The organism is Kitasatospora humi (assembly GCF_020907985.1).
Lineage (GTDB): Bacteria > Actinomycetota > Actinomycetes > Streptomycetales > Streptomycetaceae > Kitasatospora > Kitasatospora humi.
The window spans coordinates 53,302-66,417 of the sequence record NZ_JAJJPA010000021.1 but is presented as its reverse complement, the minus strand read 5'-3'; the positions used below and the strand labels follow the sequence as shown (position 1 = coordinate 66,417).

12 protein-coding genes and 3 tRNA genes are annotated in these 13,116 nt (G+C 74.5%); 8 read left to right on the top strand and 7 right to left on the bottom strand.

What is annotated here, in order from left to right; all coding sequences use genetic code 11:
- The first annotated feature begins 21 nt into the window (after positions 1-21).
- The 7 genes from LN042_RS20565 to LN042_RS20535 all read left to right on the top strand — a co-directional run bounded on the left by LN042_RS20565 (position 22) and on the right by LN042_RS20535 (position 5,642).
- The gene (locus LN042_RS20565; protein ID WP_230052746.1) at positions 22-1,227 is read left to right on the top strand and encodes an Ldh family oxidoreductase; all 1,206 of its coding nucleotides are present in this window, start codon (positions 22-24) and stop codon (positions 1,225-1,227) included.
- On the top strand, positions 1,224-2,219 hold the full coding sequence (locus LN042_RS20560) for a Gfo/Idh/MocA family protein (RefSeq protein WP_230052745.1): 996 nt from the start codon (positions 1,224-1,226) through the stop codon (positions 2,217-2,219). Before LN042_RS20565 ends, LN042_RS20560 begins: the two co-directional genes overlap by 4 nt.
- Positions 2,216-2,641, top strand: a complete 426-nt coding sequence (locus LN042_RS20555; protein ID WP_230052744.1) for a DUF6917 domain-containing protein — start codon at positions 2,216-2,218, stop codon at positions 2,639-2,641. Before LN042_RS20560 ends, LN042_RS20555 begins: the two co-directional genes overlap by 4 nt.
- A gap of 418 nt (positions 2,642-3,059) precedes the next feature.
- Positions 3,060-3,224: a hypothetical protein gene (locus LN042_RS20550; protein WP_230052743.1), complete on the top strand. Its 165-nt coding sequence runs from the start codon at positions 3,060-3,062 to the stop codon at positions 3,222-3,224.
- Positions 3,225-3,302: 78 nt separating this feature from the next.
- On the top strand, positions 3,303-3,596 hold the full coding sequence (locus tag LN042_RS20545; protein WP_230052742.1) for a Dabb family protein: 294 nt from the start codon (positions 3,303-3,305) through the stop codon (positions 3,594-3,596).
- 99 nt (positions 3,597-3,695) lie between these two features.
- A complete protein-coding gene (locus LN042_RS20540; protein WP_230052741.1) occupies positions 3,696-4,619 on the top strand; it encodes an RNA polymerase sigma factor SigF in 924 nt (307 codons plus the stop codon).
- 165 nt (positions 4,620-4,784) lie between these two features.
- Entirely contained in the window at positions 4,785-5,642 is an 858-nt protein-coding gene (locus LN042_RS20535; protein ID WP_230052740.1) for an RNA polymerase sigma factor SigF, read from the top strand.
- A 106-nt stretch (positions 5,643-5,748) separates the two neighbouring features.
- On the opposite strand, the gene LN042_RS20530 is transcribed toward LN042_RS20535, so the two are convergent.
- Positions 5,749-6,681 (bottom strand): tyrosine-protein phosphatase, encoded by a 933-nt coding sequence (locus LN042_RS20530; protein ID WP_230052739.1) that lies wholly within the window; start codon positions 6,679-6,681, stop codon positions 5,749-5,751.
- Positions 6,682-6,835: 154 nt separating this feature from the next.
- The gene (locus LN042_RS20525; protein WP_230052738.1) at positions 6,836-7,033 is read right to left on the bottom strand and encodes a hypothetical protein; all 198 of its coding nucleotides are present in this window, start codon (positions 7,031-7,033) and stop codon (positions 6,836-6,838) included.
- Positions 7,034-7,363: 330 nt separating this feature from the next.
- Here LN042_RS20525 and LN042_RS20520 point away from each other — a divergent pair, with 330 nt between their 5' ends.
- Positions 7,364-7,648: a hypothetical protein gene (locus LN042_RS20520; RefSeq protein ID WP_230052737.1), complete on the top strand. Its 285-nt coding sequence runs from the start codon at positions 7,364-7,366 to the stop codon at positions 7,646-7,648.
- A gap of 45 nt (positions 7,649-7,693) precedes the next feature.
- Here the strand turns inward: LN042_RS20520 and LN042_RS20515 are convergent, their stop codons facing one another.
- The 5 genes from LN042_RS20515 to LN042_RS20495 all read right to left on the bottom strand — a co-directional run bounded on the left by LN042_RS20515 (position 7,694) and on the right by LN042_RS20495 (position 12,967).
- On the bottom strand, positions 7,694-8,896 hold the full coding sequence (locus tag LN042_RS20515) for an SPFH domain-containing protein (protein WP_230052736.1): 1,203 nt from the start codon (positions 8,894-8,896) through the stop codon (positions 7,694-7,696).
- 248 nt (positions 8,897-9,144) lie between these two features.
- On the bottom strand, positions 9,145-12,180 hold the full coding sequence (locus tag LN042_RS20510; RefSeq protein ID WP_230052735.1) for an Ig-like domain-containing protein: 3,036 nt from the start codon (positions 12,178-12,180) through the stop codon (positions 9,145-9,147).
- 345 nt (positions 12,181-12,525) lie between these two features.
- Positions 12,526-12,601, bottom strand: a tRNA-Arg gene (locus LN042_RS20505).
- A gap of 31 nt (positions 12,602-12,632) precedes the next feature.
- Positions 12,633-12,708, bottom strand: a tRNA-Arg gene (locus LN042_RS20500).
- A gap of 165 nt (positions 12,709-12,873) precedes the next feature.
- Positions 12,874-12,967: transfer RNA gene (locus LN042_RS20495), tRNA-Ser, on the bottom strand.
- Between the last annotated feature and the right edge of the window lie 149 nt (positions 12,968-13,116).

Sequence of the window (13,116 nt, the reverse complement as noted above, 5' to 3'; positions counted from 1 at the left end):
GACTCAGGAGGCCAGCACCGCATGTCGCTGACACCCACGCTCGACACCCACCACGCCGAGGGCGACGGCGCCCGGCTGGGCACCGTGCCACCGGGCCCCCGGCCCGGGGTGACCGTGCGCTACCCGGAACTGCTGCGGTTCACCGCCGAGGTGTTCGCCACCCGCGGCCTGCCCGCCGCCCGGGCCAGGACCGCCGCCGAGGCACTGCTCCACGGTGATCTGACCGGACTGACCTCGCACGGCCTGACCAATCTGACCCGGCTGTACCTGCCGCTGCTCGACGAGGGCCGAGCCGACCCGGCCGCCGAGCCCGAGGTGCTGGCCGACCTCGGTGCGGCGGTGCTGCTGGACGACCGGCGGGCGCTCGGCCTGTGGGCGGCGTCGGCGGCGATGGACCTGGCCGTCGAGCGGGCCGAGCGGCACGGTGTCGCCCTGGTCCCGGTGCGCGGCGCGACCCACCTGGGCTGCGCCGGCTTCCACACCCTGCGGGCGGCCCGGCGCGGCATGATCGGACTGCTCGCGGCCAACTGCGGACGCCAGCGGATCGCCCGGCCGCCGGGTGGCCGCACCGCGCTGCTCGGCACCAATCCGCTGAGCGTCGCCGCTCCGGCGGGCGGACGGCTCCACCCGTTCGTGCTGGACATGAGCACCACGGTGGTGCCGACCGGGCGGGTCCGGGCCGCGGCCCGGGCCGGGCAGCAGGTCCCGGTGGGCTGGCTGGCCGATCAGCAGGGCGATCCGGTGACCGACCCGGCCGCCTTCGACCGCGGCGAGGCCCATCTGCTCTGGCTCGGCGGCAGCCCCCGGACCGGTGCCTACAAGGGCTACGGCCTGGGGCTGGTGGTGGAGGTGCTGGGCGCCCTGCTGGCCGGTGCGGGGCTCGGCCCGGAGCGGGCGGCGCTGGCCGGCGACGGGCGCCCCGGCGGCCGCGACGACGACATCGGCTACCTGGCCCTGGCGGTCGCCCCCGGCGCCCTCCGGGACGGCCGGGACTTCGCCCGGCAGGCCGACGAGCTGTTCGGCACCCTGCTGGACTGCCCGCCGGTGGATCCGGCCAACCCGGTCGGCTACCCGGGCCACCCGGAGGGCGAGCTGGCCGAGCGCCAGCTGATCAGCGGGGTGCACCTGGCACCGGCCCGGTTCCAGGAGCTGACCGAGCTGGCCGCGGCCAGCGGACTGACCCCGCCGCGGCCGATCGGCGCCACCGGGCGGGCGGCCGCCGAATGACCGCACGACGAATGACGGCACGCCGGGTGACCGCGCGCCAGGTGGCCGTGATCGGACTGGGCGTCATCTCCCGGTTCTACCTGGCCGCGATCGAAGCCGACCCGACGGTCGAACTGGCCGCCGTCTGCGACCTGGACGAGGCCGCGCTGGCCCCCCACCGCGCTGCCGGGACGCCCGCCTACCGCGACCACCGCGCCCTGCTGGCCGCCCACCCGGGGCTGGCCGGCGCGGTGCTCACCGTGCCCAACGACGCCCACGCCCCGCTCTGCCGCGACCTGCTGACCGCCGGGGTGCCGGTCTGCGTGGAGAAGCCGCTGGCGACCGACCCGGCCGACGGGCCGCGGCTGGCCCGGCTCGCCGCCGAGCGGGGCACCCTGCTGTTCACCGCCTTCCACCGCCGCTACAACACCCGGCTGCTGGAACTGCTGGCCGGCCTCGACCAGCCGGTCCGGCAGGTGCGGGTGCGCTACCTGGAGCGGATCGAGGAGCACGTCGGCCGGGACCGCTGGTACCTGGACCCGGCCCGCTGCGGCGGCGGCTGCGTCGCGGACAACGGCCCGAACGCCTTCGACCTGGTCCGGCGCTGCCTGGGCGAGGCGGAGCTGACCGTCACCCGGGCCGCGATCGAGCGGGACCGGGCCGGGCTGGACCGCGCGGCGGTGATCGACCTGGTCACCGACGGCCCGCACCCGGCGCGGGCCCGGGTCGAACTGGACTGGTCCTACCCGGGCGAGCTGAAGGACGTCCGGCTCGTCCTGGCCGACGGCACGGTCCGCCAGGCCGACCTGCTGGCCGGTCATCCGGGCTTCAAGGAGTCGCTCTGGCACGAGTACCGCGGCATCCTGACCGCCTTCGGCGCCGCCCTCGACGCCCCGGCGGCCCACCGGGACGGCGGCGCGCACGCCCTCGACCTGGTGCACGCCGCCTACCGGACGGCCGACACCGCCGCCACCCACCTCGCACTCCGCGTCCCCCAGGAGGCTTCCCGATGACCGCCGGCTCGATGATGACGGAACGCCAGGAGGACGGTGCCAAGCGCCCGGTCGCCGGTGAGCTGGTGAAGGTGCTGGTCCACCGCCGGGAGGACCGCGGCATGACGGTGGAGCCGTACGCCAGCCGCTGCGTCCGGGCCGGCGAGCTGCACGAGCTGGTCACCACGGACGTCGCGGACGGCACCCCCGGCACCCGGGTGGACCGGGTCGGGTTCCTGGGCTTCACCGAGATCTCCCGGGCGGGGGTGATCGACCGGGGCGACACGGTCTGGATCGGCGGCCGACCGGTCGGCACCGTGCTGGGTTTCGACGCCTGCCACTTCCCGAACCACTACAACATCCTGATCAGCACCGGTGAGCCGATCACCGGCGAGGAGCTGGGGCTCGCTCCGGAGGCCGAGGTGCGCTTCACCCAGCGCTGACGCTCCCGCGAAGCACTGACGCTCCTGCGAAAGCGCTGACCTCCCGTGGAAGCGCTGACCTCCCGTGGAAGCGGGGGGAGGGGGAGCCGTCCCGGGGGGTCGGACGGCTCCCCGTGCGGAGGCCCCCGACCGGCGCCGTGCGGGGGGAGCCGCGGCGCGCGATCCCACAGCGGGGACCTCCGGCCCCACGTACCCGGATTCCTGCCAGATCCTCGGTACGTCAACCATCCTGCCCCGCCCGCCGGTCCCGGGCATCCGCACAAGGGCCCAGGTCCGTGGGACCTTCGCCCGGGCGAGTGAACGCGTTGCCCATCCCATTGCGCCGATCGGTGGATAAGCTGCGCGGAGGGGTCGCCGTGCGAACGCCAGTGTTCACGGGTGCGCGGGGCCGGGGCAGACGGTGGAGGTGGGCGGTTCGATGGCACAGGCAAGAAAGATCGGCATGTACCTGCTGCTGATTTTCGTGGGGTACACGATCATCCACTCCCCCACCCGCGCGGCCGAGCTGGTCCAGTCGGGATTCGAAGGGGTCTCCGAGGCCGCGAAGTCGATCGGCGACTTCATGACCGGGCTGATCAACTAGCCGCCGGGGCGGCCGGCCGCCGCGGACGTCGAGTAGCGTGACCAGGTCCGTTACCCGCATGTCCGCAAGGAGCGTCCCGTGATCCGCCACCTCGTCCTGTTCAAGCTCAACGAGGGCGTCGCCAAGGACGACCCGCGCGCCCAGGCCGCCGCCGCGGGCTTCGACGGCCTCGACCGGCAGATCCCCGAGCTGCTGGAGTGGCAGTGCGGCTGGAACGTCAGCCCGCGCGACGTCGCCTACGACTACGCGCTCAACAGCCTGTTCGCCGACCAGGACGCCCTGAAGGCCTACGCCACCCACCCGGCCCACGTGGCGGTCGCCGAGCAGTGGCGGGCGATCGCGACCCTGGTCGTCGCCGACTTCGAGGTCTGACCCGCCCACCCTCCGTTCACCGCCGCTCCCACCCGGCCGACGGGTCGTCAACACACCTCAGCGGGGTGCTTGATCGGAGCACGCCCGGCTTGTGATGCTATGACCGATTTGGCCGGGCAGGGCGAGGCGGTGAACGAAGAGGGGGTGGCGCGTCCGGTGCCGATCCAGGAGAGCCAGCCGGACACCGGCGCGGACCCCGACCTGGAGCGCGCGGCCGAGCGGGACGGCGGTGCCGCGGCGGACGATCCGACCGAGGCCGGCGGCCCGATCGACGTCCGCACCCTGACCCGGGTGCTCTTCGAGCGGCTCGCCGAGCTGCCCGCCGACGCCCCCGAGCGCGAGCAGGTGCGGGCCGCGCTGATCGAGATCAACATCCCCCTGGTGCGCTACGCCGCCACCCGGTTCCGCAGCCGCAACGAGCCGATGGAGGACGTGGTCCAGGTCGGCACCATCGGCCTGATCAACGCCATCGACCGCTTCGACCCCAGCCGCGGCGTGCAGTTCCCCACCTATGCCCTGCCCACCATCCTCGGGGAGATCAAACGTTACTTCCGGGACAACGTGCGGACCATGCACGTGCCCCGGCGGCTCCAGGAACTCTGGGTCCAGGTCAGCGGAGCCATGGAGGAGCTGACGGTCACCCAGGGCCGCACCCCCAAGGTGCCGGAGATCGCCGCCAGCCTGCGGATCCCGGAGGAGGACGTACGGGCCTGCCTGGACGCCGGCCGGGCCTACAACGCCGCCTCGCTGGAGGCCGCCCAGGAGCACGAGGGCGGCCTGGCCCTGCTGGACCGGCTCGGCTACGAGGACACGGCGCTCACCGACGTCGAACACCGGGACATGGTGCGCCACCTGCTGGTTCAGCTGCCCGAGCGGGAGCGCCGGATCGTCATGCTGCGGTTCTTCGCCAACCTGACGCAGTCGCAGATCTCCAATGAGCTGGGCATGTCGCAGATGCACGTCTCCCGGTTGCTCTCCAGGATCTTGACCAGGCTCAGGACCGGAAACTCCTGGGACGAGTGAGCCTCAGGACGCAAGGCGTGGTGTTTCCGCCGAGTGACATCTGGTGACGTTCGGGTTTGCCGCGCGCGCTGGTCCGGTAAGCAAGCGATTGGGGGGCGCCGATCACTCGGCGCATCCGGGACCGAGCGGCGGTTCCGGTCCGACCTGTCACGAGGGGGTGGGTGCATGTCCGCGGAGCTGGACAGCGCGAAGATCCACGGTGGTACGGCGGTTGCCGAGCACACTCCTGCGCGGACGCCGGTGCCGCCGCCGCAGGAGCCGTCCCTGGACACCCGCACCCTCTCCCGTTCCCTCTTCCGGCGGCTTGCCACGGTCACCCCGGGCAGCGCCGAGCACGGCTACGTCCGCGACACCCTGATCGAGCTCAACCTGCCGCTGGTGCGGTACGCCGCGGCCCGGTTCCGCAGCCGCAACGAGCCGATGGAGGACATCGTCCAGGTCGGCACCATCGGCCTGATCAAGGCGATCGACCGGTTCGACCCGGAGCGCGGGGTGGAGTTCCCCACCTTCGCCATGCCCACCGTGGTCGGCGAGATCAAGCGCTTCTTCCGGGACACCAGCTGGTCGGTGCGGGTGCCCCGGCGGCTGCAGGAGCTGCGGCTCGCGCTGACCAAGGCGGGTGACGAGCTCGCCCAGCGGCTGGACCGCTCGCCGACCGTCGCCGAGCTGGCCGCCAGCCTCGGGGTCAGCGAGGAGGAGGTGGTCGAGGGGCTGGCCGTCGGCAACGCCTACACCGCCAGCTCCCTGGACTCCGGCCCCGGCGAGGAGGACGGCGACGGACCGCTGGCCGACCGGCTGGGCTACGAGGACCTCGCCCTGGAGGGGGTCGAGTACCGCGAGTCGCTGAAGCCGCTGCTGGCCAAACTGCCGGCCCGGGAGCGCCGGATCATCATGCTGCGGTTCTTCGGCAACCTGACCCAGTCCCAGATCGGCGAGGAGATCGGGATCTCCCAGATGCACGTCTCCCGGCTGCTCACCAAGACCCTCACCCAGCTGCGCGACGGGCTGACCAGCGAGGGCTGACCCGCCAGGGCCGGTCGGTGAGAGCTGACCCGCCAGGGCCGGCCGGTGAGAGCTGACCCGCCAGGGCCGACGAGCGAGGGCTGACGGCCGCTCGGGCGATGGGCAGTCAGTCCTCGTCCGTCAGCAGGTTCCTGCGCAGGCCGGCCAGCACGGCGTCGTCCAGCCCGAGGCCGGCCCGCCAGAACTCCTCGAAGCTCGACCAGCCGGCGGCCACCTCCTCGAAGGAGGCCGCCAAATAGGCCGGGTCGGCCCGGAACATCGGCAGCAGCAGCGACGGGTCCTCCATCAGGCCGCGCTGGTAGAAGCTGTCCATCACCTGGTCGACGATCGCACCGGAGCGGACGTTGGTCAGCAGGTAGTCCGCCACCACCGTGGCCCGGTCCACGCCCAGCGCGGTGAGCACCAGCGCGGCCGCCCAACCGGTCCGGTCCTTGCCCGCCGTGCAGTGGAACAGCACCGGCGGGGCGTCCGGGGTGGCCAGCAGCCGCAGCACCGCGGCGAACCGCTCCCGGGCCACCGGGTCGGTGACGAACCAGCGGTAGAGCGCGGTCATCATGCCGGCCATCCGGCCGTCGCCGAGCAGCGCCCGCTGGGCCTCCGGGTCGCGGTCGGCCAGGGCGTCGCGCAGCGCCACGTAGATGTCGAAGTCGGCGGCGAAGACCGGCAGGTGGTGCAGCGTGATGCCGCCAGGACCGTCCGCGGTGACGCTCAGCGGCTCGGCGGAGAGTTCGACCGCGGAGACGTCCGCCACCGGCAGGCCGGGCACCACGTCCGGACCGGCCTCCCGCACCTCGTCCAGGCTGCGCAGGTCGACCACGTGCCGCACCCCCAGCGTGGCGAAGACCTCGTGGTCCCCGGCCTGCAACCGGTGCAGCCCGTCACTGCGCAGCGCGACCCCGCAGCGCAGCACCCGTCCGTCCACGGTGCGGTAGCCACCCAGGTCGCGGGCGTTGACCGCCCCGGACAGGCCCAGGCTCCGGGCGGCCAGCTCGGCCGCCGGCGGCGCGGGCTGCTGGGACTGCGCGGACTGCTCGATCACCTGGGTCCTCCTGGGTCGGCCGCGGCGGTTCGGTAGCGCCGCGTCCGACCAAGAGTACGAACCCGGCCCGCACCCGAACAGCGTTCGGCGTGGTGACCCATCGGACGTTCCGCGGACGGCCCGGGACGGTGACTCCCGTCCGACGCCCCGCGGCCTACTTGACGGCGAGCCAGACCACCGCGACCACGACCACCAGCGCGACGATCGCACCGATCGCGATCATCCCGGTCCGGCCGCCGCCGCTGCTGCGGTGCACGGAGACATTGGCCCGCTCCTGGGCCGGCGGGGTCTCCACAAAGGCCCGGAACATCTGGGTGCTGCCGGCGTTGTCTTCGTAGTTGTTCTCAGCCATGGGACGGGACTCTAACCAATGGCCGGGGCCGCGGAACAGCCCGGACCCCTCGGTGGGGTGACTCACCGTCCCCGGACGGGTACCGGTCACCCGCCGTTCGCCGGGCGCTCGGCGAGGCGTTCCACCGGACCGGTGCCCCGCGCGGCCGATCGGTCCGGGCGCGGACCGGTGGTCGGCTTCACGGCGCTGGCCGCAGCTTCGGTGAACGGCCTTCCGCGGCCGCCCCTGCGGCTATCCGGGTGGCTTCCGGACGCCTCGAGAGCGAGCGACGCCCGGCGAGGGGTATGTCGTCCCGCACCAGATGACCCCGGGACCCATGAGGAGACCAACGTGTACGCATCGGTGCGGCGGTACGAAGGGGTGACCGATCCCGCGGAGGCAGGACGCCGAGTGGCCGAGGGGTTCGTGCCCCTCCTCCGCCGGGTTCCCGGATTCGTGGCCTACTACTGGGTCGATGCCGGGGACGGGGTGATGGTCTCCACCAGCGTCTTCCAAGACCGGGCCGGGGCCGAGGAATCGATCGGGCGGGCGGCGGACTTCGTGCGGGACAACCTCGCGTCACTGCTCCCCAATCCTGCCCAGGTCACCGCCGGCCAGGTCGTGGCTGCCGGGTAGCGGCCTGCGCGGCGGCCCGTCACGGAACCGCGGCCGGGGCCGTCTTCACGCGCGGTTCCCACCCTGGTGGGCGGCTGCCCGGGCGGCCGGTGGCGGGACGGTGCCGAGCAGCGTGCCGGGCACGCCCGCGGGTGCGACGAACGCCACCAGCAGCTGCTCCATCAGCGCGCTGCGGGCCGCCTCGTCGAGCTCCTGGGCGGTGGCCCGCTCCAGCCGGCGGACCGCGAGCGCCGCCGCCTCCACCGCGTCGTCCACCAGCACCGTGCGCAGGCCGGCGTCCAGCTCGGCCAGCCGGCGGCGGCGCATCGACTCGGCCACCTCGGGCGCGTAGTCCAGGGCGACCGGCTGCACCGAGAAGACCTCCAGGCCGGCGGGCGCCACCTGGGCGGTCAGCCCCCGGCTGAGCTCATCGGCGAACCACTGCCCGTCGCGCAGCGCGGGGCCGGCGGCGCAGTCGCTGTCGCAGGGCAGCGTGCTCGCGGTGCGGGTGAGCACCGCGTGGATCTGCTCGCGCAGGTACGCCTCGTGGTCGCCGACCGCGTAGACCGCCCGTGCGGTGTCCTTGATCCGCCAGACCACCAGCACCTGGACCACCAGCGGCATGCCGGCCCGGTCGGTCACCGGCACCGGGTCGCTGCGCCAGTGCCGCAGCCGGACGTCCAGCCGGCGCCGCCGCAGCATCGGATTGACCCACAGCAGACCGGTCCGCCGCACGGTGCCCCGGTAGCGGCCCCACCGGCTGAGCACCCGGGTCTCACCGCCGCCGTTGGCCAGCAGGCCGGTCAGCGAGACCAGGGCCACCAGGCCGGCGACGGTCACCGCGACCAGCGCGGGGGTGGTCAGCACCGCGGCGTCGGCCGCCGTGGCGTCGGAGCCGCGCAGGGCGGGGCTGCGCAGGTCTGGCAGCTCCGCGAGGCGGGGGAGCACCCCGGCCCGGACCAGCACCAACCCGGCGGAGCCCAGCGCCAGCAGCACGGCGAGCAGCGCCACCCAGCCCGGCAGCGCCAGCGCCGGCCGCTCCCGCAGTTCCGGTACCACCTTCGGCGAGCGGCGGGCGGCCACCTCGGCGCGGGTATCCACAAGCTGTGGACGAGCGGTGGGCTGCGGCTGGGCGACGGCGGGAAGGGAGACGGGAGCAGGGGCGGGGACGGGGGCGGGGGCCTCGGCGGCGGTGGTCGGAGGCGCCTCCCGGGGCAGCGAGGTCGCCCCGCCGAGGGAGTGGCGGGCGGAATCGCGGGGGACGTCCATGCAGGTGGTCCTCGGGGTCGGTGCGGCCTGCACTGTCGACCGGAGCTGACGGGCAGTGCGAAGCTCAGCTTGGGTACATAGGTCAGCAAACACGACATTTGGGTGACAGCGCGTCAAAAGGTACCGGCTCAACATCGACTGGCGAAGTGCCGACGCCCTCGCGGCGCTGACGTGCCGGCGGCTCCCGCTGCCCGCCCGGACCGGGCGCTCCGCCCACCCCTTCGGCGGACAGCGGAAGCCATCGGCGTTCAGCCGCGCCGGTCCCACGGCGTGCGGGACGCGACGCGCCGGGTGATCAGGGTCAGACCGGCCAGGATCAGGAACGCCCCACAGATCGCCGCACGCCAGCCGCCGAGCGTGGCGTGGCGCCCCGTCCACCGGTCGGCGGGCGGCGGCAGCGCCTCGGACTGCGCCAACGGTTCCACCGCACCGGACGAGGAGACCGGCGCGCTCTGGTCGACCGCGCCGGGCGACGACGAGCCGACGGCGGACGGGACGGACACGGCGGAAGGGGAGGACGCGGCGGACGCGGCGGCGGAGGCCGCTGACGGGGTCACCCGGGGCGGCGACGCCGCCACGGCGCCGGGCTGCGCCGTCGGGACCTGCACCGGGACGATCGACGCGACCGACCCCGCCGACCCGGGCGACCCGGCCGAAGCGGGCGGCGTGGGCGGCACGGGCGGCTCCTGGGCAGCGGCCGGCCGGGAGCCGGCAGGCGCACCGGGCGCCGCCGGGGGCTCGGCGGCGGGGGGCTCGGCGGCACTCCCCGGCACCTTGCCGCTCCGCGCGCCGCTCAGCGCCGGGCTCGTACCGCCGCCGGGCACGGCGTCCGGGCTCGCCGAAGCGTCAGCGCTCGGCGAGGCGGTCGCGCTGGGCGTCAGGCTCACGCTCACGGAACCCCCGACGACCGGAAGGGTGATCACGAAGCTCGGGGTCGCCGTCGCCGGGCCGCCGGCCGCGCCGGGGGACAGCACCGCACTCGGCGACTGCGCGCCGGCCGAGGTGGTAGCGGCGCCCCCGCCCGCGCCCGAAGTCGCCCAGCTGTCCGCACTCGGCGAACCGTTGCCCGCACCCGGTGAGGCCACCGCGGTCGGCGAGCCGCCCCCCGCGCCGCCCGGCGGGTTACCGCCCGTGCTCGGCGCCGGGACCAGGTGCACCCGCACCGGGTCGCCCACCGTCGCGTTCCCGGCCTGGTCGGTGGCCGTGGCCGTGAGCAACTGGTCGCCCTGGCCCACGTCCCGCTGGGCGCGGCAGCTCCAGCTGCCGTCCACCGCGGCGACCGCCGAGCAGAGCGGACCGGTGCCGCCGTCGGTCACCGCCACCGAAGTCCCGGCGTCCGCGCGGCCGGCCAGCTGGGGGCGCGGCTCGTGCAGCTCCTGGCCCGGAGCGGGCGCGGTGATCAGCGGCTTCGTCGGCGCCGTGGTCTTGACGATCATGGTGGTCGTGCTGCCCGGAGTGGTGTGGCCGGCGAAGTCCGACGCGGTGACGGCGAGCTGGTGCGGCCCCTCGCCGAAGTCCTCCACCGGCAGGCAGTTCCAGGTCCGGTCGGGCCGGACCGCCGTGCGGCACACCTCGTTGCCGTTCCCGCCGTCGGTGACCGCGATCATCGCGCCGGGGTTGCCGGTGCCGGTCATCGGCTGGTCCGGGTCGTTGGTGTAACCCGGCACGTTGAGCGTGGGCGCGGACGGCGCCGCCGTTTCGACCGCGAGCCTCACCGGCGGGCCGGTCTCGGCCGTCCCGGTACCGCCGCTCTCGGCGGGCGCCAGTCGGTGGGCGCCGGGGGCCAGCGGCGCGTCGGGGCGGCAGTCCCAGCTGCCGTCCTCGGCGACCGGCGCCTGGCAGACCGGCGTCGTGCCGTCGCGCACCGTCACGGAGCTGCCCGGAACCCCGCTGTCGCCCTTGACGTCGGGCTTCTGGTCGCCGGTCCGCGCGTCGGCCACCGGGCTGATGATCTCCGGCTTGGCGGCGCTGACACTGAGGTGGACGGCCTGGTCCTCGACCTCGCCCGCGTCGGCGGACCCGCCCGGCGCCACCAGCTGGGCCGGGTCGCGGGCGATCCGCAGCCGGGCCCAGGTGTCGCCGGAGGACGCGTCCGGCGGCACCAGCCACTCCAGGGTGGCGCTGCCCGCGCCGGGAGGCACCTCCACTTGGGCCCGCTCGTCGCTGTCGAAGCTGCCCTTGCGGCGGAAGTCGATCCAGCCGGCCAGGGTGGCGGGGCTCTGCCCGGGACTGACCGGCACCGTGACGTCGTAGTAGCGGCCGGCCTGCACGGAGTCCGGGAAGGCGAGTGCCGGGTCGTTGGCGGCGTGCTCGGCGCGGCCCGGCCGGAGGTCCGCCACCCGCTGCGCGGGCGCCGGCTGCGGGTGCCGACTGCGGTTGGCCAGGCCGTTGCGCGGGGCGGGGCCGATGGCGTCGCTGCCCAGGAAAAGGTCGGAGAGCACGTGCGAGGCGTCGCCGTAACCGGCGGGCGCGCTGCCCAGCGCCTCGTCCACGGTCACGGCGGCGGCGGGCCGCAGCACCGGCGGTGCGGCGCTGCTGCCGGGCGCCGCGGTGTCGCGGCGTTCGACGCACAGGGTGGCGGTGGTGAAGGTGCCGTCGAGTTCCAGGCTGCCGGCCGGGTCGAGCCGACCGTCCGGGGCGCCGGCCGCGGTACCGGCCGCAGGGGTGCTCGCGGGGCTGCCCGCGGGGCTCGCCGCAGTGGATTCCGCGGTGCCCTGCTCGCCCGTCGGGCCGAACGTGCTCCCGGCCGCCGTCCAGCCGTGCCAGGGCGAGCGGGCGGTCAGCGTGGGGGCGCTCGGGGTGCCGCCGGTGACGGTCAGCCGCAGCGCCGAGGAAGTGCCGCCGGCGCTCCCGGCCAGCCCGCTGAGGTGCAGGCGGGGGTTGCGCACCGGGCGGGAGAAGGTGAGCCGCAGGGTGCCCAGAGTGTGCCAGGTGCCGTCGGACGGGGGGTGGTCCTCGGCGATCCGGAGCACCTCGGCGGCCGTGGTGGCGTCGACGCCGTCGGCGTACGGCGCGGCGCTGCCCAGCGTCCCCGTGCTCGCGCCGCTGGTGACCCCGGGCGCGGGGGCGAACGTCAGGTCCACGGTCAGCCCGGAGCGCAGCACGGCGTGGTGGCCGTCGGTCCAGGCCTGCGGGGTCTGCTGGGCGTGGGACACGGTCTGCAGCCAGCCGAACCCGAGACCCAGGCCGGTGGTCAGCGCGGCCGCGACCACGGCGGTCCGGCGGCGCCGACGACTGCGCCGGTGGCGGTTGGGGCGGCCGGTCCGTGGCGAGCTCGCGGTCATGGGACCCTCCTGTGCACACGATGTGACAAGAAGGAAGCACGATCTACCATCCAGCCGGCCGTGCCACTCACTGGCGGCGTCCGCGAACCACCCGTACGGCCGCGCTGAGGCTGCGCGGTGGCCGGCAGTGTGAAGAGCCCGGTGCGGTCGGACCCGCCGCCACCCGCAGAGTCGATCCCGCCGACTCCCCCACCCGCCCAGCAGACCTCAGGCTTCCCCTCCCGGCCGGCACACCTCAGGCTTCCCCTCCCACCGAGCGCACCTCAGCCGACAGCGCCCCGGCGCGCACCCCGGCGCTGCGCCCGAACGCCGAAGGCCCCTCGCGGTGGCGAGGGGCCTTCGGGTTGGTGCGCTCAGCAGGATTCGAACCTGCAACCTCTTGATCCGTAGTCAAGTGCTCTATCCGTTGAGCTATGAGCGCTCGGACGGCCACGGGGGCCGCGAGCGGAGGTTGGTGCGCTCAGCAGGATTCGAACCTGCAACCTCTTGATCCGTAGTCAAGTGCTCTATCCGTTGAGCTATGAGCGCTCGCCCCGGCGCTTTGTGGCCACCGGGGCGGTGCGGGGACAACATTACATGAACGCCGACCTGGGGCGAAATCGGTTGTTCCGGGACGCCCGAAGGCGCCGGACGGCCCCCAGGAGCCCCCTGGAACGCCAAGGGCCCCGCCGACCGAAGTCGGCGGGGCCCTTCTGGCGGAGGCTGAGGGATTTGAACCCTCGATCAGGAATAACCCCGAAACCGCATTAGCAGTGCGGCGCCATAGACCGGACTAGGCGAAGCCTCCATCCACCCGGCCGAACCGTCTCCGGTTGCGACCGCGTGCATGCGATGATGCCACAGCTCGGGGCTCCGACACCAACCGTTGGTTACGTTACTAGGCGGGTCGTCCTCTCGGCAAAAACAATGGGATACTCCAAACCCCGCCAGGCACCC

Bases quoted from the DNA above. Each gene is read 5' to 3' on its own strand.
- LN042_RS20565 (WP_230052746.1), top strand. From the start codon at position 22: ATGTCGCTGACACCCACGCTCGACACCCACCACGCCGAGGGCGACGGC.
- LN042_RS20560 (WP_230052745.1), top strand. From the start codon at position 1,224: ATGACCGCACGACGAATGACGGCACGCCGGGTGACCGCGCGCCAGGTG.
- LN042_RS20555 (WP_230052744.1), top strand. From the start codon at position 2,216: ATGACCGCCGGCTCGATGATGACGGAACGCCAGGAGGACGGTGCCAAG.
- LN042_RS20550 (WP_230052743.1), top strand. From the start codon at position 3,060: ATGGCACAGGCAAGAAAGATCGGCATGTACCTGCTGCTGATTTTCGTG.
- LN042_RS20540 (WP_230052741.1), top strand. From the start codon at position 3,696: ATGACCGATTTGGCCGGGCAGGGCGAGGCGGTGAACGAAGAGGGGGTG.
- LN042_RS20535 (WP_230052740.1), top strand. From the start codon at position 4,785: ATGTCCGCGGAGCTGGACAGCGCGAAGATCCACGGTGGTACGGCGGTT.
- LN042_RS20525 (WP_230052738.1), bottom strand. From the start codon at position 7,033: ATGGCTGAGAACAACTACGAAGACAACGCCGGCAGCACCCAGATGTTC.
- LN042_RS20515 (WP_230052736.1), bottom strand. From the start codon at position 8,896: ATGGACGTCCCCCGCGATTCCGCCCGCCACTCCCTCGGCGGGGCGACC.
- LN042_RS20510 (WP_230052735.1), bottom strand. From the start codon at position 12,180: ATGACCGCGAGCTCGCCACGGACCGGCCGCCCCAACCGCCACCGGCGC.